Genomic DNA, 24927 nt, shown 5'->3' with positions numbered 1-24927 from the left:
TTTGAAATAATGCGAATTAAACAGTGTGTAAAAATTAAAGAGAGTTACATTTATCACAATTGTTGCTGTAGCACTCGCTTTGTTCTTCGATTTTATCACCGCATTGAACGCAAATTTTATCAGGTAAATTCTTGAAAAATTCCACTACGTTTTCTAACATTGTGCATGCCTCCTTTAATGTTCTGTTATATTACTTCTGTTTATATTATGTATTGTATTATAACAGATTTAATTCGTCAACACAAATGGCCCATTTTAAGTTAAAATAAATTTGGACATATTGTGAAGGAGAGAAGCCCCATGTATTTTATCGATAACAAAGGGATTACAGATCCACGCATTAACTTGGCGATAGAAGAGTATGTATTAAAGAATATGGATATTGAAAAAGATGATTATTTACTGTTTTACATTAATCAGCCTTCAATCATTATCGGGAAAAACCAAAACACAATCGAAGAAATTAATACGGACTATGTAGAAAAAAACGGAATTATTGTTGTGCGACGCCTTTCAGGTGGTGGCGCAGTTTACCATGATCTTAACAATTTAAACTTTAGCTTTTTAACGAAGGATGATGGGAACAGTTTCAGCAACTACAAAAAGTTTACACAACCAGTTGTGGATGCACTTGCGAAATTAGGAGTAAATTCAGAGCTATCGGGTCGTAATGATATTTTGGCTGAAGGCAAGAAAGTATCGGGCAATGCACAATATTCAACTCGTGGCCGAATGTTTAGTCATGGTACGTTAATGTTTGATCTGGATATAGATGCTGTTGTTAATTCACTTAAAGTTAAACAGGACAAAATCGAATCTAAAGGGATTAAGTCTGTGCGCTCGCGTGTCGCAAACATAGTTGATTTCCTACCTGAAAAAATTACAGTTGAAGAGTTCCGCATGGAAATTTTAAAATCGATTTTCGGTGGGGAAGAAAACATTAAATATTATGAGCTTACGGAAGAGGATTGGGGAAAAATCCATGAAATTTCCAAAAGCCGCTATCAGTTATGGGAATGGAATTATGGCAAATCGCCACGCTTCAATATTCAAAAGACTAAGCGATTTCCATCAGGCGGTTTAGATATTCGTTTAGATGTAAACAAAGGAGTTATTGAAGACGCAACAATCTTTGGTGATTTCTTCGGTATCGGTGATGTGGAGGAAGTCGCACAATTACTGATCGGCACTAAATACGAACGTGGTGCAATTGCGGAAAAGCTAAAAAATATTGAAATTCCTACTTATTTTGGTGGGGTATCTGAAGAGGACTTCCTTCAATTAATATACTAGCATCCAGTGTATCGCATCATGAGGTTGTTTAAAGAGGGGGCTCCTAATTTCGAGAGCTCCTTTTTTTTGGTACAATAAGATAAACTCAAAAAGATTTTTTAAGTCCATCTTATTGCGGTGAAACGTTGCCGCTGCAGGAACGATGGATTATTTAAAATGATTAGGTATTATTATTTGATAACCTATTGAAAAGGAGGTCATTCAGATGGAAAAGCATCGAATTTTCATCGTAGAGGATGATCCAAAAATAGCTTCTCTATTAGCAGATACATTAAGGAAATATCAATATGATGTGGAGACGATTGATGACTTTGATTTATTGGTCGAGCAATGCATGGCATTTTCACCACATCTGATTTTATTGGATATAAATTTACCTTCTTATGATGGATATTATTGGTGCCGGAAATTAAGGCAATTTACGAAATGTCCAATACTGTTCATTTCTGCACGTTCTGGAGAAATGGATCAAATTTTCGCATTGGAAAATGGTGGGGATGACTTTATTACGAAGCCATTCAACTATGAAATTGTACTTGCTAAAATTCGCAGTCATTTACGTCGTACATATGGTGAATATTCCACAAGACAGGAAGAGCGAACAGTTGTACAAGGTCAGCTCACTTTATACTTGGAACGGATGGAACTTCAGTTAAGAGATTTGGTCATTCCTTTGCAAAAGAAGGAATGTATTATTTTGGGTTTATTAATGGGACAAGCACCAAAAGTAGTGTCGCGAGATCATTTGCTGGAGGAACTATGGGATGATCAAGCATTTGTCGATGAGAATACATTGAATGTGAATATGACTCGTGTTCGGAAAAAGTTAGCGGATTATGGAGTGAAGTCAATGATTGAAACCGTGCGCGGGGCAGGCTACCGCTTTTTATTAAGTGCGGAGGAAATGTAATGGCAATCAAACTATTTATTAAGGAGCATCTTTCCTATATTATTTTCCAAATTGTACTGACATTATTTTTACTATCATTATTTTGGCTGGATGGGTTTCGTGACATCAATACCGCTATTTATGCCATTGCTATTAGTTTTCTTCTTATTCTTTCTTTTCTAGTTGTGAGGTATATGCTAAGACGCCGATATTTAGCGAAGATTTCGGTACTGCCAAGTACAATGGAAGATGCGCTTCAAAAAAATGCGAAAACGTATGAATATGCAGTGACAGAACAGTATTTACATGAACTGTACCGGCTGTATCAGCATGAAGTACAGGTACTGTATGCGACTCAATCGCGGCAATATAAATTTATGAATCAGTGGGTCCACCAGATGAAAACACCAGTGTCGGTTTTGGAGCTGTTGTTGCAGCAGGAAGAGGAGCTTGATAAAAAAAGTGTCCAAGAGGAAGTGGAGCGTTTAAAGCGAGGTCTTGAAATGGTGTTAATGCATGCGCGATTGGAAAATTTCGCCGACGATATGCAAATCATGAAAGTACCGCTTAAATCCGTTGTAATGGATACTATCAATGAGAATAAACGTTTATTTATTACGAATCGTGTCTTTCCGGAAGTAAACATTGATGAAGATATAATAGTAATGAGTGATATAAAATGGCTTCATTTTTTAATTGAACAATTTATTACGAATGCAGTTAAATATACATTTGAACCAAATAAGAAAATATATATTACGGTAGTACAGAAGGAAAACCAAGTGCAATTATGTATACGGGATGAAGGAATTGGCATACCGAAAGCTGATTTGTCCCGAATTACGAAAGCATTTTATACTGGGGAAAATGGTCGGAAAACTGGTGAATCTACCGGTATGGGGCTTTATATTGCAAAGGAAATATGCGATAAGCTCGGTCATCAGCTCGTTATTACTTCAGAAACAGGTCAAGGCACACAGGTAGAAGTGGTATTTCAATCTTAGGGGGCGTTCGATGGTACACATTGGAGACTGGAAATTAGCGGTAGATGTAGAAAAAACAAAAACGGCATTTGAATTTAACAGCTATCGTTGTATGAGTAAGGAATGCCACAATTTTGTAGAAGTGTGTGAAAAACATTTAGAACATATCGTACTTGATTTCGCTAAGGAGCTCGGTATCGATCTTTCAAAGCCAAGTCAACTTGAAAGCCATCAAGTAAACGACAATACAGCTATTATGTATTCAGGGAAATACCATATTATCGGTGAAATTGTGGAAGGTGAAGTCGATGGATGGGATATCATAATAGGAGAGTATTGTTTTTCGCTAACCGATGAAATGGATCACGTTCCAATAATCATGGACGGTCCTATTATCGAAATTAGCTTTGAAGTTGTCCTGCCTTGGGTGATAGAAAGTAATATACTCGTTTAAAAGGAGTTACTATGCCAATTTTACAAATACAGGAAGCAACGAAAGTGTATGAAGGAAAAGTGACGAAGCGTGCACTAAACCAACTTAGTTTTGAAGTGGAAAAAGGTGAGTTTATAGCAATTATGGGTCCCTCAGGCAGTGGTAAAACAACACTGTTAAATATGGTCTCCATGATTGATACGCTTACTTCCGGAGAGATTATATTCAATGGAATGAAACCTCAAAAGCTGAATAGTGAAGAGCTTGCATTTTTCCGTCGACGTCAGCTAGGATTTATATTTCAGGATTTCAATTTGCTTCCGACTTTGACGGTAGAAGAAAACATTATATTGCCGTTAACGCTTGATGAACAGCCAATTGCCGTAATGGAAGAGCGCTTGCATCATTTAAGTGAGCTGCTCGAATTAACTTCTATTTTAGTAAAGCGTCCAAATGAAATATCCGGTGGACAAGCGCAGCGTACTGCGATTGCTCGGGCATTAATTCATAAACCGATGCTTGTTTTAGCGGATGAACCAACAGGCAATTTAGACTCGAATGCGTCACGAGAAGTATTGGAATTATTGGGAAAAATGAATCAAGATAATAACACCACTATTTTAATGGTGACACATGATCCAATCGCAGCGAGCTATTGCGACCGTGTAATTTTTATTAAAGATGGTGAGTTTTTCAATGAAATCTATAAAGATGACCGACGCCAAACATTTTTCCAACGAATTTTAAATGTATTAAGTTTATTGGGGGGACATGTCGGTGACTTTTCTTCAATTCGCTTACCGTAACGTTTTCCGGAATTTTAGAAACTATGCTGCTTTTTTTATGGCCAGCTTTTTCAGTGTTTTTGTTTTTTTTATCTATTCAATGTTAATGTTTCATCCTGAAATTGAAAGTGGTTTTTTAGGAGAAGTATCAATTGCAGGGATGGTTGTTGCTGAAATTATACTTGTTCTATTTTCATGGTTTTTCATTTTTTATTCAATGAGGGCCTTTTTAGAGGCGCGTTCAAAGGAATTTGCGATATTGCTGCAACTTGGGATGGATCGCAATCAACTTGGAAAACTGATTATTATCGAAACGATGACAATCGGTATATTCTCATGCATTTCGGGAATTATTTTTGGCTATGCGTTTTCTAAGTTTTTCTTTATGATTGTTCGTGAAATTTTAAACTTAACTGCGTTGCCGCTCTATTTATCATGGGAGCCGTTTGTGCTGACGTTATTTGTTTACTTGAGTGCGTTTATTGTAATTTCGACAATTAGTATTATGTTTACTCCTGACATTAAAATTAGGAATTTGATTAGGGGTCCCAAATTTGTTGATGTTGTAGCGACCTATTCAAAACGTAGTGCAATTTTAGGAATTGTCCTTATTTTATGTGGATACAGTTTAGCACTTATTACAACAAAATCATCCATTTTTACGTATACGCTGCTTATCCCAATCTTTGTAACTTTTGGGACGTATTATTTCTTTACCGATACAACGCTTTTTATTATAGATAGTTTGAAGAATCGCAAGCTGTTTTATTGGAAAAGGGCGCGTATGTTGGCGATAGCCGAGCAAGTGCATATTTTACGTGTGAATTCTCGGATGTTCTTCATCGTTACCCTTGTTTCCACACTTGCTTTTTTAACGGTAGGCGTATTATCTGCGATGTCGTCCTATACTTCCCAATACGATAAGCTCAACCCGATTGGGCTTATTTATAAAGGGGAAATGGATAATCCTTTTGAAACTGCGCATATCCTCTCGATTATTGATGAGCTTGAAGATAGTGGAATTAGTTATCAGATGACTCGTTTTACTGTAGTACGTCAAACATCCACCTATACCTCGAATCCGGTAGAGGTCTTTCGGGAAACCGATATTAACCATTTACTGTTTTCCTATAAATATCCGCTTGTTAGTTTAACAAGTGGGGAAGCGATGTTCATTCCGTACTCGGAAGATTCGATTGAGACATTGGAGGAGAAGGTTGTCGAGACGGTTTTAAAGGAAAACAATATTAACTTGACGATTGATAGTGTGTATCCGAAAATGTTTTTCCCCACAGCGATTATTAGCAGTAATGCGATTATAATCAGCGATGAAGACTTTACTCGTCTAGTGCATGATTTTGAGATGACACCTGTTGTAGAGCCGGGTTATCATCTATTTACTTTTGATATTCCGAACTGGACTGAAACTGACAAAATTGGTCTTGGAATTCAGCAAATGGTCGCTAGAGATTATATTTTAAATAGTGAATATACACTCCCGTTTTATTTTGAAAATGCAGGTTTAAATTATTCTTATATATTAGCTACGTATTCTTTGTTAACACTCGTTGGTATATTAGTAGTAGCTGTATTTTTATTGGCATCAGGAAGCTTTGTTTATTTCAAAATTTATGCAAACTTGGACCGGGAGAAAAAACAGTTTGATATGCTCATAAAAGTCGGCTTAAGTGATAAAGAATTAAAGCGGCTTATTACACGGAATTTAGTCATTCAGTTCTTCCTGCCATGGGGTTTAGCCTTTATCCATAGTGCTTTCGCGTTCTATGTCGTCCAAACCGTATTAAACGATGTGATGAATTTATCGATTGTAAAGGAAGTTGTATTTTCATTTACTTTGTTTGCAATTATCCAAGTCGTCTATTTCTATTTAATAAGATGGCGGTATTTATCGCATGTTCGAGGATGAATGATATAGAAAAAATATGATTTTAGTACAATATTTTGGTATGAGCGAGATTTTTGTATTGTTTTATTAATATACTTATTTTATAATGCTAATAAAGTGAATATTGTTTCATTTTACGCATAAAGGGGATGGGTGTATTGAATTTAGTTGAAAAGGTAAGACAACAGGCTTTCGAACAACCAGAAAAAACAGCGTACTATTTTTTAGGTAAGGGCACGTCATATGGGGAATTGGAGCAAACCGTTGCACGATTTGCTGCAGCCTTGGAAGATTTAGGTGTACAAAAGGGCGATCATGTCGCATTTTTACTTGGTAATACACCACATTTCATCATTAGTCTTTACGCGTCTATGCGTATTGGTGCTGTCGCGATTCCAATTAATCCAATTTATACAGCAGATGAAATTTCCTATATTATTAAAAATGGTGATGTAAAGGTTGTTATCGCACTGGATTTACTATTACCGCTTGTGGAAGCAGGGGTGCATGGATTACCACAGGTTGAACAGTATATTATTTGCGAAACGACACCGGAAATCGGTGAGAAATATGCGGCACTTTCGGATGGTGCAAAAGAAAAAACAAAGCTGTTTTCACAAGTGCTGGCTTCAACCGCTCGTACGACAGAGCCGGTAGAGTTAGCTCCGGACGATACAGCTATTATTTTATATACTTCCGGTACAACGGGTCATCCAAAGGGCGCAATGCTGACACATAATAACCTGTTTTCTAATGCACGTGATATTGGGGATTATTTGCAAATGACGACGGATGATCGTGTTATTGCAACATTACCGGTATTCCATGTATTTGCATTAACAGTTGTGGTGAACTCACCATTAACGCGGGGAGCGACAATATTATTGGCACCACGCTTTAGTCCAGGAGAAATTTTCCAACTAGCATCGACATATAAGGCAACTGTATTTGCAGGAGTACCGACAATGTTTAATTTCCTATATCAATATGACCAAGGTGACATATCGGCATTTTCAAGCGTTCGATTGACTATCTCTGGGGGAGCATCATTACCTGTTTCATTACTACATAACTTTGAGCAAAAGTTTAATGTACGAATTTCTGAAGGCTACGGTTTATCAGAGGCTTCACCGGTAACATGCTTTAATCCTATTGACCGTGAACGTAAACCAGGTTCAATCGGGCAATCGATTGTGAATGTTGAAAATAAAATTGTTGATGAAAACGGCGATGAAGTAGGAGTCGGTGAAGTCGGCGAATTAATCGTTCGTGGACCAAACGTAATGAAGGGCTATTACAAAATGCCGGAAGAAACGGCTGTTGCGATTCGTGATGGCTGGTTATATACAGGCGATTTAGCGAGAAGAGATGAGGAAGATTACTTCTACATCGTAGATCGCAAAAAGGATTTAATAATTGTAGGCGGTTACAATGTGTATCCTCGTGAAGTAGAGGAAGTATTGTTCTCACATGAAGGGATAGTAGAAGCAGCAGTTGTTGGCTTCCCTGACCGGGATTTTGGTGAGGCGGTACATGCATATGTTGTATTAAAAGATCCGTCTGTTACAATTGACGACATTCGAGCATACTGTGCAAAGCATATTGTAAAATACAAAGTGCCGTCTGTCATTGAAATATTGGACGAACTTCCAAAGAATACAACAGGCAAAATTCTACGACGCTCTTTAAAAGAAATCGCAAAAGCATAACATACAAACACCTATTGCACTTGTGATAGGTGTTTTGCTGTTTAATGAGGATAGCATTTTGAGCGTAGAGACGGCGCCTTCTACTGTAAGTGCCGCCTATATAGCGTAACGGTACAAAGGCAGACACAATAGGTTTGGCGGGAGTCTCAAGCCGTAATAATAGCAGTAGAAAAGGTGCGACGTTTACGGAGTGCCTTTACTACTGCTATTCGGCTCCCGCCAAAAATGAAACGCCACTTAATAGAAATCTTTATATAGAACAAATTTCTGGGGTTATTAGTCTTGAATATAAAAAGTTATACTAATAATATTTTGAAATTTCAAATAGAAAATGGTAGAGTACTATTACGGAAATCGAAATAAATTACGAGGTGAGATAATGACAAATTACATAACGAAAGAAAGTTTATTTGAAATTCAATCAGTCACAAATCCAATACTTGCACCAAATGAAAAAGAGGCATTATTTATACGCACTCAACTGAATGAAGAAGAGAATAACTACAATGCGCACCTGTTTCATATTGACTTGGAATCAGGGGAAACAACGCAATGGACATACGGGAATGAACGAGTTTCAAGTCCACAATGGTCACCAGACGGCAAACAAGTTGCATTTTTGGCAAAGCGCAAAGAAAAGCAGCAGCTCTATATTTTAAATAGCCGTGGAGGTGAAGCACAGGAATTAACGACATTTCCAAATGGCGTTAATTCATATTTATGGAGCCCATGTGGCGAGAAGCTTTGGATTACAAGTACTGTTAAAAAGGGCTTGAGCATCACAGAACAGGAAGAAAAAGAAGAGAAGAAAGTTCCGAAAGCATATATAGTCGATAAAATGAAATACAAAGCAGATGGCGTTGGGTTATTACCACAAGAACGCTATTCACATATTGCTAAGGTTGATTTAGCGACAAAAGAAGTGAGTGCTTTTACAGAAGGTGATTTTTCTCATAGTTTACAAGGGATATCACATGATGGAAAAACATTGGTTATTGCAGTAAATCGTGTAGAAAATACTGACGACGTATTCCGTACACCATTATTTTTAGTCGATGTAGAAACAAAAGAAGAGACAGTATTAATTGATGTGGATGGCTACTATGGTGGAGCGGAATTTTCATTTGATGACCGTTACATAGCATTCGGCGGCTCGGACCATACATACAAAAATGCTACACATGGTCATATTTATATTTATGATAGAGAAACAAAAATGACGCAAAAGCTGACTGAGATGCTGGACGTACCGGTAGGGGATTATGCTGTTGCAGATATCCAGCAAGGTGTTGAAGCTCCTACAGTTATTTGGACTGAAAATAACGATTTATATTTCCAAGTGTCTACAGAGGGAGATATCCGATTATATTATGCTACATTAGAAGGCGCAATTTATCCTGCCTCACCTGAAAATGAACATGTATATGGATATGCTGTTTTCAAGAATGGTAACCGTGCTTTGATCACTGTTTCGAATCCGACATTCCCTGGTGAACTATTTGATTACGATATTACAACGGGCGAGCGTAAGCAGCTAACAGCATTTAATGCCGAGTTTTTAGAGGCAACAACACTTTCAACACCGGAAGCGATTTCGTATGTCGCAAAAGATGGTATAACTGTTCATGGGTGGATTATGAAGCCTGCTCAATATACAGAAGGTAAGAAATATCCATTCATTGTGGAAGTGCATGGTGGACCGCATACATTATATGCGAATACATTTTTCCATGAAATGCAGTTATTAGCGGCACAAGGGTACGGCGTCTTATATGTGAATCCTCGTGGCAGTCATGGTTATAGCCAGGAGTTTGTAGATGGTGTGCGCGGTAATTATGGTGAAGGTGACTATGAGGATATTATGGCTGGTGTTGATTATGCGTTGGAAAATTATGCATGGATTGATGAGTCACGCTTAGGTATTACTGGTGGTAGCTATGGTGGGTTTATGACGAACTGGGTTGTGGGACATACGAATCGCTTTAAAGCAGCGGTTACACAGCGTTCGATTTCAAACTGGATTAGCTTCTACGGTGTATCAGATATCGGTTATTACTTCTCGGAATGGCAAATGCTAGCGGATATGAATGACGTTGAAAAACTATGGCATCATTCGCCGTTAAAGTACGCGGCAAATGTAGAGACACCGCTACTTATTTTACACAGTGAACGTGATTTCCGCTGTCCAATTGAACAAGCAGAGCAGCTGTATGTTACGTTGAAGCGCATGGGGAAAGAAGTAGGATTTGTTCGCTTCCCGGAATGTGATCATAACTTATCACGAACAGGAATTCCAAATTTAAGATTAGAACGATTAGAGCAAATCACAGGCTGGTTTGAGAAATATTTATAAAAAGTAAACAGGGTATCCCGTAGTGGGAGCCCTGTTTTTTTGATTAGAGAAGGTTTATTTCCCTTTAAACTGCGGGGGTCTTTTTTCAGAAAAGGCGTTTAGTGCTTCAATGCGATCTTCTGTAGGAATTGTTAGTTCATATGCTTTGCGTTCAATTTGAAGCCCGGTTTGAATGTCGGTTTTCATTCCTTGCTTTACGGCAAATTTAGCTTGTTGAAGAGCAATCGGTGCATTTTTTAAAATTAATGCTGCAAAATCAGCCGTTACTTCGTGTAAATTTTCCCGAGGCGCTATTTTAGTAACAACTCCGTACTGAAGTGCTTCTGCTGCGGTCATACGCTTAGCAGTTAAAATAAGCTCCAATGCTTTTGCTTCTCCGATTAAACGAGGCAGGCGCTGTGTTCCGCCTGCACCAGGAATGATTCCTAAGCTTGTTTCAGTTAAGCCAAGTGTTACCTGGTCAGCAGCGATACGGAAGTCACAGGCAAGTGCCAGCTCAAGTCCTCCACCAAATGCATACCCATTTAAAACACAAATTGTCGGCTGAGGTAATTGCTCAATAAGTGTAAACACTTCACCAAAACGATTTAAATTGCGTTTGACGAGTGCATCTGGCAATGTTTTACGTTCTTTTAAATCTGCCCCCACAGAAAAAGCTTTATCACCAGCCCCTGTTATAATGACAAGACGAATGTCAGGATGTATTTGAATCGATTCGATTACTTTGCGTAATTCTTCAAGCATTTCATAGTTAAAAGCGTTTAACATATCAGGACGATTAAGTGTTACGTATGCGATAAAATCTTTTTGGTCATATTTAACATTGTTCACATTTACTACCTCCCAAAATTTTGTTACTCTAGTTTTATAGTACAATGTAAATAGTTGAAATTACAACAGATTACATTAATAGTGAAAATATACTATAAGTTGGGAAGGGTTAACTTGGAAGTTTTTATCGGCAGACAGCCAATTTTTAATAAATGCGAAGAAATTATCGCATATGAATTATTGTATCGAAATAATTATGTTAATCAGTTTCCCGATATCGATTCGGATACAGCAACAATCGAGTTATTAATTAATTCGTTTCTTTCTATTGGTATTAAAGAAGTGGCAAATGGCAAACCATCATTTATTAACTTTACAGAAAACTTAATCATGCAAGATTCAATAGACTTTTTAGAACCTGAACAAGTAGTAATTGAAATATTGGAAGACATTTCAATTACTCCTGAACTGATTCAACAACTTAAGATATTAAAAAGAGCAGGTTACAAGCTTGCTTTAGATGATTTTGTAATTGATGAAAAGATCCTAGTATATGACGAACTCTTTCCTCAAATTGATTATATAAAAATTGATTTTTTACATACATCGGAAAATGAACGAAAAGTGATAGAAAGGCTAATTAAATCAAAATTTCCACATATTAAGCTTTTAGCGGAGAAGGTAGAAACGCGCGAACAATTCGAAATTGCAAAACAATCTGGTTACTCTTTATTTCAAGGTTATTTCTTTGAACAGCCTCAAATATTAACCGCAACAGATATACCAGCAAATCTCTTTCAATATTTTCAAATTATATCTTTATTACGTGAAGATGAAACAAATATTGATTTACTGGCAGAAAATATCGAACGTGAAATTTCACTCTCGTATCGGTTATTGAAGTTAATTAACGGTTCCTCTAAGAGAACGAAAAATAAAGTGCGTTCGATAAAGCAGGCGATATTAATGTTAGGGCTGTTGGAACTGCGTCAATGGGTATATATGCTAGCGATGCGCGAGGCGAATTCAAATTGTAATAACGATATCTTTAAAGAGTTAATGTTTGCATCATTATTTAGAGCAAAAGCATGTGAAATAAGTGCTCGCCTGAATTATAAAAAAAATTATTCAGAGTACTTTTTGGTAGGGCTTTTTTCATTAATCGATTCTTTATTACAACGTCCTGTAAACGTTATTGTTACACAATTGCCTTTAGCAGAGGATATTTTGGAAACAATTTCTGGATCACAGACAGATATGACTCCTTACCTTCAATTTAGCACAGCTTTAAGTAAGCTGGATTGGGAAAATTTAATGCCATTAGCGGACCAATTAAATATTTCGACCGATGAGATTTTACCAATGTATGAAGAAGTAAAAGTATGGGTAAATGACACGCTTAATATGAAATAAGCATAAAGTTATACTCTAAGATAATTAGTCTTAGTCTCTCTTTACTTTAATGAAGTTCTCATTTCATGTTGGATTTGCTATAATTCAAAGGAATTTGCAAAAGAAGTGAGGATTAATATGACGTATAGTTCACAAAGTTCAGTGAAAGATAGTATAAAAGAGTATTTATTTGTCATTATAGGAGCGGCAGTCATTGCCTTTGGTTTTAATGTATTTTTATTTCCAAACCAAGTTGCTTCAGGCGGGGTTAGTGGGATAAGTACTATTTTGCATGGTATGTTCGGCTGGAATGCCGGAATTGTACAATATGCATTTAATATTCCTTTATTTATCGCAGGGGTAATTGTACTTGGGAAGAAATTTGGCATTAAATCATTTATCGGTACGATTGCGCTTCCTTTTTTCGTTATTTTAACGGCAAGCTGGGATGCATGGACGTTAAATCCGTTATTAGGGTCAATTTTTGGTGGGATTGTTGTCGGGTTAGGTATTGGACTCGTATTTAAAGGAAATGCTTCTACAGGTGGAACAGATTTACTTGCACAAATTATAACAAAATTTACAGGCCTGACTTTAGGGACGAGCGTATTGTTTATTGATGGAGTCATCGCTGTTAGTGCGGCGATTGTTTTTGATTTGGAAAAAGGACTTTATGCTTTAATCGGTCTTTATGTAACAACAAAAACTATCGATATTGTTCAGCTTGGTTTTAGTCAATCGAAAATGGTTTATATCATTACTCGAAAAGAAACAGAAGTGCGCGATGCGATTTATAAAGAAGTTAATCGTGGAATTACGAAGCTTCCTGCATATGGTGGCTATACGGGTGAGGAGCGGCCGGTATTGATGGTTGTCGTCTATCAAACAGAGTTCACAAAGCTGAAACAAGTGTTGAAAGCCGTTGATCCAGAAGCATTTGTTATCGTTTCAGATGCTTATGAAGTGTTAGGAGAAGGTTTCAAAAAAGTATAAGTTTGTTATAATTAGCAGTGTATTAGTAATACGTTTTTGGAGGGGTTTAGAGTGAAAAAAGGTTTACTTACATTAGTATTTGGCTCAGCACTATTTTTAGCAGCATGTGGTGGGGATGATTCGGCAACAAACGGCGAAACAGCAGAAGTCGATGGTGAAAAAGTCGTTAAACAATCCTGTGCAACATGTCATGGTGGTCAATTACAGGGTGGCAGTGCTCCAGCATTGGATAAATTAGGAGCGAAATATTCTGAAGAAGAGATTTTAGATATTATTTTAAATGGTAAAGACCGTATGCCTCCTGGGATTGTAAAAGGCGAAAAGGCTGAAGCGGCTGCAGAGTATTTAGCAACTTTAAAATAACAAACGAAACGATGGGCAAATGAGCTTCATCGTTTTTTTTGTTGACCGGGTGTCCGATAACGACTTCATGAAGAAAAGTAAGTTAGTTTTATATAGGAAATTTATAAGTCATGTTAAAATACTGTATAGATGTCAGGAGATAGGAGCGTACCAATTCATGATTCAAGTAATTGCAAAAGATGTTATGGAAAAATTCAATTTAAAGCTGGTAAGTGGAGAAGAAGGGATTGGACGTTATATAACGACGAGTGATATTTCACGACCGGGTTTGGAAATGGCGGGTTATTTTACACATTACCCGGCTGATCGGGTCCAGTTATTAGGGAAAACAGAGCTATCATTTTTTGAGATGCTGCCTGAAGAAGATAAAATTAGTCGGATGAAGCGTCTATGTTCGGATGAAACGCCAGCTATTATTATTTCACGTGATTTAGAGGTGCCACAAGAACTTATCGATGCATCCAACGAGAATCATGTACCAGTATTTGTTACAAATCAAACTACAACGTGGTTTTCAAGCCGGTTAACGAACTTTTTGGAAAGTAAGCTTGCTCCAACAACGGCAGTGCATGGTGTTCTTGTCGATGTATATGGGATTGGTGTATTAATAATGGGGAAAAGCGGTGTCGGTAAAAGTGAAACAGCACTTGAACTAGTAAAAAAAGGGCATCGTTTAGTAGCGGATGATAGCGTGGAAATTCGTCAAGAAGGAGAAAATATGCTCGTCGGAAGCCCCCCACCGTTATTAGAGCATTTGCTTGAAATACGAGGAATCGGTATCATTGATATTATGACGCTATTTGGCGCAAGTGCTATTCGTCCATATAAGCGGATTACGTTAATTATTGAACTTGAAACGTGGGATCCTGAAAAGTTTTATGATCGTCTAGGACTTGATGAAGAAAAGATGAAAATTATTGATACGGATGTAACAAAACTAACAGTTCCAGTTCAGCCTGGTCGAAATGTATCGGTAATTATTGAAGTGGCAGCTATGAATTACCGTCTGAAAAAAATGGGTGTTAATGCAGCAGAGGAATTTTCACGTCGTTTAGATGATATGCTTGTCGTAAATGATGAAATGGACGATTATTAATAGTGATAAAGATTGATGAGGGGAGAATTTTATGGACACAAATTTATTAGCGATTAATCCTGTAGCGTTTCATCTCGGACCAATTCCGGTAAACTGGTACGGCATTATTATCGGGTTAGGCATAATTATTGCTTATTTTTTGGCACAAAGGGAGTCGGTACGCCGTGGATTCGATCAGGAATTTATAGCAGATCTACTCATTTGGGCAATACCGATTGCGATTTTATCTGCACGGGTATACTATGTCGTGATGAAGTGGGATTATTATGGCCAAAATCCTGGGCGCATTATTGAAATTTGGAATGGTGGTATTGCCATTCATGGTGCGTTAATTGGTTCATTTATTACTGCATATATTTTCACGAGAAAGCGTAAAGTAAGCTTCTTAAAATTAGCCGATATTGCTGCACCGAGTATTTTGGTTGGACAGATTATTGGTCGCTGGGGCAACTTCGTCAATCAAGAAGCTTATGGTGGTCCAGTGTCGCGTGAGTTTTTAGAAGGTTTATTTATACCGAACTGGATTATTGAACAAATGTATATTAGAGAAGCAGGTACATATGTCCATCCGACATTTTTATATGAATCATTATGGAATGTTGTCGGATTAGTAATTTTACTGTTTGCCCGCAAATTAAATTGGCGACGTGGGGAAATGTTTTTCTTCTATTTAATATGGTATTCGGTAGGACGATTCTTTATCGAAGGATTGCGTACAGATAGTCTATATATAGGGGAAGAGTTATTACGTTCTGCGCAAGTTGTATCCATTATTGGAATTGCCATTGGTATTATCGGTATTGTTTACCGCAGAATATATGTCAAACCGGCTGTTCATTATTTAGATGATGAAAAAAAACCAGTAGCTACAAAAAAGAAAAATAAAAAGAAATAATAGTATTACCGTTTGCATCAGTGCAAACGGTTTTTTGAAAAGAAAGAGGCAATGGATATGAAAACAAAAGCATTATTATTTGACTTTGATGGTACGTTACTCAATACAAATGAATTAATCATCCAAACATTTATGTATATTTTTGACGAAAAATTTCCCGGGCAATATTCGACAGTAGATTGCCTGAAATTCATCGGTCCGTCACTAAAACAGACTTTTGACGAATTAACACCCGGTGAAACAGAAATAATGATTGCTAAATACAGAGAGTGGAGTACGGCAAACCATGATTCGTTAGTAACTGGCTATGATGCGGTAGTTGAAACGTTAGAAGAGCTACATGCATTAGGAATTAAAATGGCAATTGTTTCTACGAAAAGCAGAGAAGGTTTAGCCCGCGGAATGAAAATTTTACAGGCAGAGCACTTATTTGATGCGATTATCGGTTTAGATGATGTCGAACATGTGAAACCACATCCTGAGCCGGTTCTTTTAGCGTTACAAAAGCTTGGCGTCGATAAGAGTGAAGCAATAATGATTGGTGATAACTCGCATGATATTGAAGGTGGGAAGAATGCTGGTGTTCGAACAGCTGGTGTTGCCTGGTCTGCAAAGGGTGTCGATTATTTAATGTCTTATGAACCGACATATATGCTGAACCATATGCGTGATTTACTTGAAATTGTGAAAGGGGAGTCTTCATGAGGAGAACCGAACGCTATCGTGTACAAAATGCTAATTCATTGTGGAATGTATATGAAACGGTCTCGTTTTGGAAAGTAATGAAATGCTTTATCGTGATTCAAATTGGGCGTATAACACCTGTTATGTCCTGGAAAAATTGGCTGTACCGTACGTTTTTGAAAATGAAGATCGGCAAACAAGCTTCGCTGGCTCTAATGGTCATGCCGGACTCAATGTTTCCAGAGCGCATTACGGTAGGGGATAATTCCATTATCGGTTTTAATACGACAATTTTAGCGCACGAATATTTAATTGAGGAGTATCGATTGGGTGATGTGGAAATCGGCAGCAATGTTATGGTTGGTGCCAATTCAACGATATTACCAGGTGTGAAAATTGGAGACGGGGCCATTGTCTCTGCTGCAACACTCGTGCATAAAGATGTTCCAGCGGGCGCTATGGCAGGAGGCAACCCAATGCGTATTATTTTCACTGCTGAGCAGATGGAGGAACGTAAAAAGAACGATCAGCCTGTATGGCAAAATTGAATTTGGAGACACTTTGCAAAGGCGAGGTGTCTTTTTTAGTCTTGTCATTTTTGTGGAAAATGAAATCTTCTCAGAAATCCCCGTGTCTAAGATATTTCAGCATATATCATGTATAATGAATTGATATATCAGAAAATTAAATTAACGAATATTCAAGAATCCCATTGACTATAAATACTAGTAGCAGTAAAATACTTTCATACACTAATGATTCATCACTCTAGCGTAGTGAAGTGGAATTACGAAACAGGAAATAATATTCTATTTAAAAAGTTTAGGATGTGTCAAAATGTCATCGATAAAAATGTTTGAAAAACCTCTTGGGATGCGCGATACATTTCCCGATATATATGAAAAACTTGAGCTAATCCGATCGACTGGTCGACAACTGCTGCATACACGGGGTTATGAGTTTATTAAAACACCCTCTGTGGAATATTACGACACAGTTGGGAAAGCGTCGGCAATTTCTGATGCCCGTCTGTTTAAACTTGTTGATAGTCAGGGGAATACACTTGTATTACGCCCGGATATGACAACGCCAATTGCACGTGTCGCAACTTCAAAATTATTAAAAGAAAAAATACCGCAACGATTAGCCTATTTTGCGAATGTATTTAGAGCACAGCAACGCGAAGGTGGGCGCCCAGCGGAATTTGACCAAATGGGTATTGAATTAATCGGCGACAATTCAGTGTTTGCTGATGCGGAAGTCATTATGACTGCGATTGATTTAGTTAAGGGCTTTAATATTACCGATTTCAAAGTCACAATCGGACATGCTGGCGTATTAAGCCGCATATTAAAGGATTATACAGAAAGTGAAGAACAGGCTCTTCATTTAAATGATCTACTCGTACAACGAAATTTTGTAGGCTTTGAAGAAGCTGTCCTAGCATTTGATTTACCGAAAACAAAATCCGATGCATTGTTGGCTTATATTGAAGAAGCGATTAGATTACCTTCTATAGAAGCAATTGAAAAATATGTCCGGAAAAATGATGCGCTTGAATATATGCGCAGCTTAGCAAAAATTTTGGATGCTGCTGGGTATGATGAATACATAGCATTTGATTTTACATTGTCTAGCCATATGAGCTATTACACAGGTATGTTATTTGAAGTATTTGCATCAGGCAGTGGTTTCCCGTTAGGCAATGGTGGTCGCTATGATGGATTATTGCAGCAGTTCGGTTCGCAAGTTGGCGCAACTGGTTTTGGATTACGTGTAGATCGTGTTTTTGAAGCGATGCCAAAAATAGAAATTGTAACAGACAGTGTGCTCGTATTATTTGCATCAGAACGTTTTTCTGAAGCTTTACAAACAGTGAAGCTTTTACGTGAACAAGGTAAGCAAGTGACGTTCCAATCATATGAGGGAATCGAAAATATAGAAGCATTGAAGGCACATTATAAAATAGTTAATGAATTTAAAAGCAGGGAGGCATAAGCAATGACAGAGCTAACGATCGCGATGCCAAAAGGCAGAATTTTTGAAGAGGCATATGAAATGCTGCTCGAGGCTGGTTTCAACCTTCCTGAAGAAGTAGAAATGTCCCGTAAACTAATGATTGAAATTCCAGAGGAAAAGATTAGCTTTATTTTAGCGAAGCCTATGGATGTGCCGGTATACGTTGAGCACGGTGTAGCGGATATTGGAATTGCGGGGAAAGATGTACTGCTTGAGCAACGTCGTACTGTCCACGAGCTGCTTGATCTAAAGATTAGCGAATGCTATATTGCATCAGCGGGTTTACCGAATACGACGATGAGTGAAATTGCACCACGTATTGCGACGAAATATCCGAATATTGCGTTGAAATATTATAAAGGTATTGGAGAGCAAGTCGAAATTATTGAGCTGAATGGTTCGATTGAGCTTGCACCTATGATTGGTTTAGCAGATCGCATTGTCGATATCGTATCAACAGGACGCACATTAAAGGAAAATGGCCTTGTGGAATATGAACATATTGCCGAAGTCTCATCACGTTTGATTGCCAATCCTGTAAGCTATCGTATGAAAAGCGACCGTATTCAAGATTTAGTTACGCGCTTAAAAAAATGTGTGAAATAAGAGAGGCTAAATAGATGAAAATAACAATTTTAAATGATGATATTTCTTTAAAACGCCAACTCGAGCAAGGCAACGAGCAGCAGCTGCAAACCGTTCGTGAAGTAATTCAGCAAGTACGAACAGAAGGGGATGCGGCGATTAAATATTATAGTGAAAAATGGGACGGCTTTGCACCTGAAAATTTACGTGTCTCGGAACAGGAAATTATTGAGGCTGTAAAAAATTTCGATAAGCAATTATATTTCGATTTACAGGAGGCAGCGGATAATATTAGCCTTTATCATAATGAGCAAAAGCGCAGTGGTTTTCGCTTGCCGTTAGCGGACGGTTCATATTTAGGGCAGCGAATTACACCCCTGGATGCAGTAGGGCTTTATGTGCCGGGTGGTTCAGCGGCTTATCCCTCTTCTGTTTTAATGAATGTCATACCGGCGCAAGTTGCAGGGGTGAAGCGTATTGTCATCACATCGCCTGCAGGAAATGATGGGAAGCTGCCGGATGCTGTATTAGTGGCAGCCCATATTCTAGGTGTGACGGAAATTTACAAAGTAGGCGGTGCACAAGCGATCGCGGCACTGGCATACGGAACAGAAACAATTGCACCGGTAGATAAAATTACTGGTCCAGGAAATATATTTGTTGCTTTAGCGAAGCGTGAAGTATTTGGCGAAGTGGCGATTGATATGATTGCAGGGCCATCTGAAATTTGTATTTTGGCAGATGAAACTGCCTATGCTGATGAAATTGCGGCAGACCTGTTATCACAGGCAGAGCATGATGCATTGGCTTGTGCGGTACTCATAACGACAAGTGATGATTTGGCGGATGCGGTATCAGACCAGGTAGAAATTCAATTATCCAAATTGCCGCGTGAAGCAATTGCCCGAAAATCAATCGAAAACTTTGGTCATATTTATGTCGCTGAATCGATGAAAGAAGCTGTCCGGGCGGTGAATTCATTAGCACCGGAGCATTTGGAAGTTATTACGGAAAATGCTGAAAAGGTTTCGGAAATGATTACACATGCGGGTGCTATTTTCATCGGGCGTTATAGCTCTGAGCCGGTTGGAGATTATTTTGCCGGTACGAATCACGTATTACCTACAAATTCAACAGCACGCTTTGCAAGTGGATTAAATGTAGATGATTTTATTAAACGAACGAGCGTTGTATATTACAGCGAAAAAACTTGGAAACAGAATTCGCCGAAAATTGCACGTCTTGCACGACTTGAAGGGTTGGAAGGACATGCAAGAGCAGTAGAATCACGGGGCTGGGATAAAGGAGAAGAAGAATGACACGTTTTGCGAAAATCGAACGAAATACAAATGAAACTAAAATTGCAGTAGAGCTTAATATAGATGGTTCTGGGCAAGCTGAAATAAAAACAGGTGTTGGTTTTATGGACCATATGCTTGATTTGTTTATAAAGCACGGATTATTTGACGGGAAAATTATTGCAAATGGCGACACTTGGATAGATGACCACCATACGACAGAGGATATTGGTATCGTATTAGGTCAAGTATTCCGTGAAGCATTAGGCGATAAAAAAGGGATCAAGCGTTACGGAACTGCATTTGTACCGATGGATGATGCATTGGCACAGGTTGTTGTAGATTGTTCGAACCGCCCTCATTTAGAATACCGTATCACACCTCAGCTTAATGCGAAGGTAGGGTCATTTGATACAGAGCTTGTACATGAGTTTTTATGGAAGTTTGCGTTAGAAGCACGTATTAATTTACATGTTATCGTTCCTTATGGACATAATACACACCATATTATTGAAGCAGTTTTTAAAGCGTTGGCACGTGCATTGGATGAAGCAGTTCAAATTGACCCACGTGTGAAAGGCGTACCGTCAACGAAGGGGCTGTTAACGTGAAGATTGGTGTAATTGATTATGGAATGGGTAACTTATTCAGTGTCGAGCAGGCTTTGAAACGCCTTGATGTTGAGGTCGTTGTGTCAAATAGCAAAACGGAACTGGAAACAGCAGATGCTTATGTATTGCCTGGTGTTGGGGCTTTTCCGGATGCAATGAAGCGTTTAAAGGAAACGAGTTTAATTGATTTCATTCGTAATACGAAAAAGCCATTGCTCGGAATTTGCCTAGGAATGCAGCTGATGTTCGAAGAAAGCGATGAAGTGGCTTTAACGAAAGGGCTTGGCATTTTTCAAGGACGTATTCAGCGCTTTGAAGGAGTTTCGCGTATCCCGCATATGGGATGGAACGACTTAACGTTACAGCAAACGCCAAAGTGGCTGGATAGAGATAACCTGCCTGCAGCACGCCATGTATATTTTGTACATTCATTTTATGCGAGCGAATTGGATGAGAAGGAACGGGTTGCTTCGGCGGACTATGAACATATACAAGTACCTGGGATTGTCGCAAAAGACAATTTTACCGGTATGCAGTTCCATCCGGAAAAGTCAGGTCCGTTTGGTATGCATTTGTTGACGGCTTGGGCAGAAGGAGTGAAAGAAGGCGTATGTTAACAAAGCGCATTATTCCATGTTTAGACGTAAAAGAAGGACGCGTAGTAAAAGGGATACAATTTGTTGAACTGAAAGATGCTGGTGATCCGGTAGAATTAGCGAAATTTTATGATGAGCAAGGTGCGGATGAGCTCGTATTTTTGGATATTTCGGCTTCGCATGAAGGGCGTGAAACGATGGTCGATGTTGTCCGCCAAACGGCTTCTTCGTTAGCCATTCCTTTTACTGTAGGTGGCGGTATTCGTACAATTGAAGATATGAAACGGATTTTACGTGCCGGTGCAGATAAAGTGTCAGTTAATACTTCTGCTTTAGAGCGACCGGAGCTAATTAAAGAAGGCGCGGATTACTTCGGTGCACAATGCATCGTTTGTGCGATTGATGCGAGATATTCTGATGAAGACGGTACATGGATGGTGTATACACACGGTGGCCGTAACAAAACGTCTTGGAAAGCAGTCGATTGGGCAAAAGAAGCGGTAAATTTAGGTGCAGGGGAAATCCTGCTTACATCTATGAACCAAGATGGTGAAAAATCCGGCTTTGATTTAGCGTTAACGAAGGCCGTAAGAGATGCTGTTACAGTACCGGTCATTGCAAGTGGTGGCGCGGGTAATGCAGAACATTTCCGTGAAGTACTGCAGGATGTTGATACAGATGCCGCACTAGCTGCGAGCATTTTCCACTATAAAGAAACGAGCGTAGCAGAAGTGAAAAGCTACCTAAAAGAAAAAGGGGTACGTGTACGATGAATGTTAAATTTAATGAACAAGGGCTAATTACTGCAGTAGTACAGGATGCCCAATCAAAAGAAGTATTAACGGTTTCATATATGAACGAAGAATCCCTGAAAAAAACGATTGAAACGAATGAAACTTGGTTTTACTCTCGTTCCCGCCAGGAGCTATGGCATAAAGGGGCAACAAGTGGTAATACACAAAAGGTTGTTTCAATTAAAACAGATTGTGATCAAGATGCATTAGTAATTGAAGTTGTTCCTGCGGGTCCGGCTTGTCATAACGGGACAACATCTTGCTTTACAGAAAGCTTGGTAGAAAACGAGCGACCTGGTACTGTAGCAATTTTACCGCAGCTTGTGGAAGTCATTAAACAGCGTGAAATTGATATGCCTGAAGGGGCGTATACGACGTATTTATTCGATAAAGGCATTGATAAAATCTGCAAAAAAGTTGGCGAAGAGGCAACGGAAGTAGTAATCGGTGCGAAAAACCGTGACAAGGAAGAAGTGAAATGGGAATCTGCTGACCTTCTTTATCACTTGCTTGTGTTACTTCAAGAACAAAAAGTGGATGTATATGAAGTGCTCGATGTGTTACAAAAACGACATGAAGGTAAGAAGCAATAACCATAGAGAGATTCCGTTGTTTGCAAACATGATTTAAGTACATATTTGCTACATATGCTATAATGGGAAGAATTGATTAAGGGACGACACTTGTGCGTTCCTTATTTCTTTGTTTATTTCTCAGTGGCTGTCAAAAGACCGCTGAACGAAATATAAGCTTCGGATGGGTGTCTTACGGGTATTCTCTTAAAGGAGAAGCCATACTGACCGACATCCTGTGAATGGGATGGAATATGACGAGGCGTATTTTACTACAAATGAGCATACGATACACTTCGTATTGAATTATATAAAGGTATTGAACGGAAATGACTCGGAGGAATTTTATTGGAAAATAAACGTTTAAAAGCAAATACAACAAATGTCGTGTCGTTTGTTCCAAATGGTGATTATTATTACAACATAGCATTAAAAGCAATTGATCGGGACGAAATGGATAAAGCATATAAGTTTATTAAGCGCGCAGCAGATTTAAGTCCAGATGATGCGCACGTGTTATTGCAATACGGAATTTTGGAAATGGAATTGCAAAACTTTGAACATGCCTATGAATTAATCCACACCGCTTATAGTCTTGAGCCGAATGAAGCTGAAATTATATTTATGCTGGCAGAAGTTTCGGGCTGTATCGGACATATTGCTGATGCACAAAAGTACGCAGCCCGGTATTTAGAAATGGAACCCAATGGTGCATACATAGAGGATGCTTCTGAAATATTGGAGTTTGTCGACTATGTAGGCGAAGAGATTGATGACATGGACGAATTTGAAGGGGCGAAGCATGTGGCCCAGGAAAAAGCCCGTCGTCATATGGAACAAGGGGATTTCCAGGCTGCAATTGAAATGTTGGAGCAAATGATTGAGGAATACCCGGATTTGTGGAATGCGTATAATAACTTGGCGCTAGCCTACTTTTATATTGGTGATGCTGAACAGGCTCGCGCACTTTTATATAAAGTGCTGCGTGAAAACACGGGTAATCTCCATGCAATGTGCAACTTAACAGTGTTTGCATATTATGAGAGAAATACTGAAGAGCTTGAGAATCTATTATCAATATTAAAGAAAATCCAACCTTTTGAATGGGATAATCGCTATAAGCTAGGTGCAACATTGGCACTAATCGGTCAATATGAAGAAGCGTATAAATGGCTGCGTTCAATGAGTAAAAAAGGATATGAAGGGGATCCAGGTTTTTATTTTTGGCTTGCCCAATCTGCCTATTTTACAGGACATGAGGCAGTAGCCAACGATTCGTGGAAAAGGTTGATTCAGCTGGACCCTACAAAAGAAGGTATGGAACCATGGAAAAGTAATGAAGGAACGATTTTTGGGGATTCGGCTGAAAATCACCGAGAGTTCATTATTCGCCAATTATCAGATGAGCATGAATCAAGCCGTTTATTCGGACTTTTTTTATTAAAGCGTTCTGCGTTTAAGCAGGAAATTGTAGCACATCCTACTATTTTAGATGTTGAAAAATTTTCGGGATTGGAAAAGCTTTGTCTAGCCTATGCCCTTGAATATGATTTCAATAAAAATAGTAACGAGGAAAAGCATTTCCTACGTTTTATGGAAGTTGCGGAACTTATTACAGAGACTAATGAATCGATTTCATTGGAAGTTGCACAAATATTAAGCACGTGGTTTGCACTGGGCGAAATCGCTTTCCAGCAAGGATATGCGTTTAAAAATAGTGCTGCACTAGCTGCTGCGGTTGAATATTCATATAACATTGCACTCGAAAAAAAGGTGACGAAAAAAACAATTGCAGGCAAATACGGGATTTCAACTGCGACATTAACGAAGTATAGTGATGAATTGTATGAATTCATACCAGCTGACTTTGAATAGGCAGTAAATTTGTATTTATCCAAGCAATCTTA

At 38.5% G+C, this 24927-nt stretch carries 25 protein-coding genes; 23 read left to right on the top strand and 2 right to left on the bottom strand.

What is annotated here, in order from left to right; genetic code table 11:
• Positions 1 to 34: 34 nt before the first annotated feature.
• Positions 35 to 160 (bottom strand): protein YhfH, encoded by a 126-nt coding sequence (yhfH, locus tag H9632_RS12545; RefSeq protein WP_008406441.1) that lies wholly within the window; start codon positions 158 to 160, stop codon positions 35 to 37.
• Positions 161 to 300: 140 nt separating this feature from the next.
• Here yhfH and H9632_RS12540 point away from each other — a divergent pair, with 140 nt between their 5' ends.
• From H9632_RS12540 to H9632_RS12505, 8 genes are all read left to right on the top strand, one after another.
• Positions 301 to 1293, top strand: a complete 993-nt coding sequence (locus H9632_RS12540) for a lipoate--protein ligase (RefSeq protein WP_191704411.1) — start codon at positions 301 to 303, stop codon at positions 1291 to 1293.
• Positions 1294 to 1498: 205 nt separating this feature from the next.
• Positions 1499 to 2203, top strand: coding sequence for a response regulator transcription factor (locus H9632_RS12535; protein WP_191704410.1), 705 nt, complete (start codon positions 1499 to 1501; stop codon positions 2201 to 2203).
• Positions 2203 to 3186, top strand: a complete 984-nt coding sequence (locus H9632_RS12530) for a sensor histidine kinase (RefSeq protein WP_191704409.1) — start codon at positions 2203 to 2205, stop codon at positions 3184 to 3186. Before H9632_RS12535 ends, H9632_RS12530 begins: the two co-directional genes overlap by 1 nt.
• Before the next feature lie 10 nt (positions 3187 to 3196).
• Positions 3197 to 3619: a hypothetical protein gene (locus H9632_RS12525; RefSeq protein WP_191704408.1), complete on the top strand. Its 423-nt coding sequence runs from the start codon at positions 3197 to 3199 to the stop codon at positions 3617 to 3619.
• 11 nt (positions 3620 to 3630) lie between these two features.
• Positions 3631 to 4404: an ABC transporter ATP-binding protein gene (locus H9632_RS12520; RefSeq protein WP_191704407.1), complete on the top strand. Its 774-nt coding sequence runs from the start codon at positions 3631 to 3633 to the stop codon at positions 4402 to 4404.
• Positions 4376 to 6310, top strand: a complete 1935-nt coding sequence (locus H9632_RS12515; RefSeq protein WP_191704406.1) for an FtsX-like permease family protein — start codon at positions 4376 to 4378, stop codon at positions 6308 to 6310. The genes H9632_RS12520 and H9632_RS12515 overlap by 29 nt, the downstream gene beginning before the upstream one ends.
• A gap of 137 nt (positions 6311 to 6447) precedes the next feature.
• Positions 6448 to 7998, top strand: coding sequence for a fatty acid--CoA ligase family protein (locus H9632_RS12510; protein ID WP_191704405.1), 1551 nt, complete (start codon positions 6448 to 6450; stop codon positions 7996 to 7998).
• A 379-nt stretch (positions 7999 to 8377) separates the two neighbouring features.
• Positions 8378 to 10351: an alpha/beta hydrolase family protein gene (locus H9632_RS12505; protein WP_191704404.1), complete on the top strand. Its 1974-nt coding sequence runs from the start codon at positions 8378 to 8380 to the stop codon at positions 10349 to 10351.
• Positions 10352 to 10405: 54 nt separating this feature from the next.
• On the opposite strand, the gene H9632_RS12500 is transcribed toward H9632_RS12505, so the two are convergent.
• Positions 10406 to 11182: an enoyl-CoA hydratase-related protein gene (locus tag H9632_RS12500; RefSeq protein ID WP_191704403.1), complete on the bottom strand. Its 777-nt coding sequence runs from the start codon at positions 11180 to 11182 to the stop codon at positions 10406 to 10408.
• A gap of 114 nt (positions 11183 to 11296) precedes the next feature.
• Between H9632_RS12500 and H9632_RS12495 the strand changes: the two genes are divergently transcribed.
• From H9632_RS12495 to H9632_RS12425, 15 genes are all read left to right on the top strand, one after another.
• Positions 11297 to 12535 carry an EAL and HDOD domain-containing protein gene (locus H9632_RS12495; RefSeq protein ID WP_191704402.1) on the top strand — a complete coding sequence of 413 codons (1239 nt, stop codon included), beginning with the start codon at positions 11297 to 11299 and terminating at the stop codon, positions 12533 to 12535.
• Positions 12536 to 12652: 117 nt separating this feature from the next.
• The gene (locus tag H9632_RS12490) at positions 12653 to 13507 is read left to right on the top strand and encodes a YitT family protein (RefSeq protein ID WP_191704401.1); all 855 of its coding nucleotides are present in this window, start codon (positions 12653 to 12655) and stop codon (positions 13505 to 13507) included.
• Positions 13508 to 13558: 51 nt separating this feature from the next.
• On the top strand, positions 13559 to 13870 hold the full coding sequence (cccB, locus tag H9632_RS12485) for a cytochrome c551 (protein ID WP_191699515.1): 312 nt from the start codon (positions 13559 to 13561) through the stop codon (positions 13868 to 13870).
• 157 nt (positions 13871 to 14027) lie between these two features.
• Entirely contained in the window at positions 14028 to 14966 is a 939-nt protein-coding gene (gene hprK / locus H9632_RS12480) for an HPr(Ser) kinase/phosphatase (protein WP_191704400.1), read from the top strand.
• A 31-nt stretch (positions 14967 to 14997) separates the two neighbouring features.
• Complete coding sequence (gene lgt / locus H9632_RS12475; RefSeq protein ID WP_191704399.1) at positions 14998 to 15861, top strand: prolipoprotein diacylglyceryl transferase; 864 nt, start codon at positions 14998 to 15000, stop codon at positions 15859 to 15861.
• Positions 15862 to 15918: 57 nt separating this feature from the next.
• Entirely contained in the window at positions 15919 to 16566 is a 648-nt protein-coding gene (ppaX, locus tag H9632_RS12470; protein WP_191704398.1) for a pyrophosphatase PpaX, read from the top strand.
• A complete protein-coding gene (locus H9632_RS12465; RefSeq protein WP_191704397.1) occupies positions 16563 to 17093 on the top strand; it encodes an acyltransferase in 531 nt (176 codons plus the stop codon). Before ppaX ends, H9632_RS12465 begins: the two co-directional genes overlap by 4 nt.
• Positions 17094 to 17382: 289 nt before the next feature.
• Complete coding sequence (locus H9632_RS12460) at positions 17383 to 18543, top strand: ATP phosphoribosyltransferase regulatory subunit (RefSeq protein ID WP_191704396.1); 1161 nt, start codon at positions 17383 to 17385, stop codon at positions 18541 to 18543.
• Between the two features lie 3 nt (positions 18544 to 18546).
• The gene (gene hisG / locus H9632_RS12455) at positions 18547 to 19170 is read left to right on the top strand and encodes an ATP phosphoribosyltransferase (RefSeq protein WP_191699521.1); all 624 of its coding nucleotides are present in this window, start codon (positions 18547 to 18549) and stop codon (positions 19168 to 19170) included.
• Positions 19171 to 19184: 14 nt separating this feature from the next.
• Positions 19185 to 20468: a histidinol dehydrogenase gene (hisD, locus tag H9632_RS12450; protein ID WP_191704395.1), complete on the top strand. Its 1284-nt coding sequence runs from the start codon at positions 19185 to 19187 to the stop codon at positions 20466 to 20468.
• Positions 20465 to 21058, top strand: coding sequence for an imidazoleglycerol-phosphate dehydratase HisB (hisB, locus tag H9632_RS12445; RefSeq protein WP_191704394.1), 594 nt, complete (start codon positions 20465 to 20467; stop codon positions 21056 to 21058). The genes hisD and hisB overlap by 4 nt, the downstream gene beginning before the upstream one ends.
• Positions 21055 to 21675 (top strand): imidazole glycerol phosphate synthase subunit HisH, encoded by a 621-nt coding sequence (gene hisH, locus H9632_RS12440; RefSeq protein ID WP_191704393.1) that lies wholly within the window; start codon positions 21055 to 21057, stop codon positions 21673 to 21675. Before hisB ends, hisH begins: the two co-directional genes overlap by 4 nt.
• Positions 21669 to 22427: an imidazole glycerol phosphate synthase subunit HisF gene (hisF, locus tag H9632_RS12435; protein WP_191704392.1), complete on the top strand. Its 759-nt coding sequence runs from the start codon at positions 21669 to 21671 to the stop codon at positions 22425 to 22427. Before hisH ends, hisF begins: the two co-directional genes overlap by 7 nt.
• Positions 22424 to 23041: a bifunctional phosphoribosyl-AMP cyclohydrolase/phosphoribosyl-ATP diphosphatase HisIE gene (hisIE, locus tag H9632_RS12430; RefSeq protein WP_191704391.1), complete on the top strand. Its 618-nt coding sequence runs from the start codon at positions 22424 to 22426 to the stop codon at positions 23039 to 23041. The genes hisF and hisIE overlap by 4 nt, the downstream gene beginning before the upstream one ends.
• Before the next feature lie 327 nt (positions 23042 to 23368).
• On the top strand, positions 23369 to 24895 hold the full coding sequence (locus H9632_RS12425) for a tetratricopeptide repeat protein (protein WP_191704390.1): 1527 nt from the start codon (positions 23369 to 23371) through the stop codon (positions 24893 to 24895).
• Positions 24896 to 24927: the final 32 nt, after the last annotated feature.

Origin of the sequence: Solibacillus merdavium, assembly GCF_014836935.1 — a bacterium.
GTDB lineage: Bacteria > Bacillota > Bacilli > Bacillales_A > Planococcaceae > Solibacillus > Solibacillus ferritrahens.
Note: the sequence above shows the minus strand (reverse complement) of the source record. Positions and strands in the feature narration are given on the sequence as shown.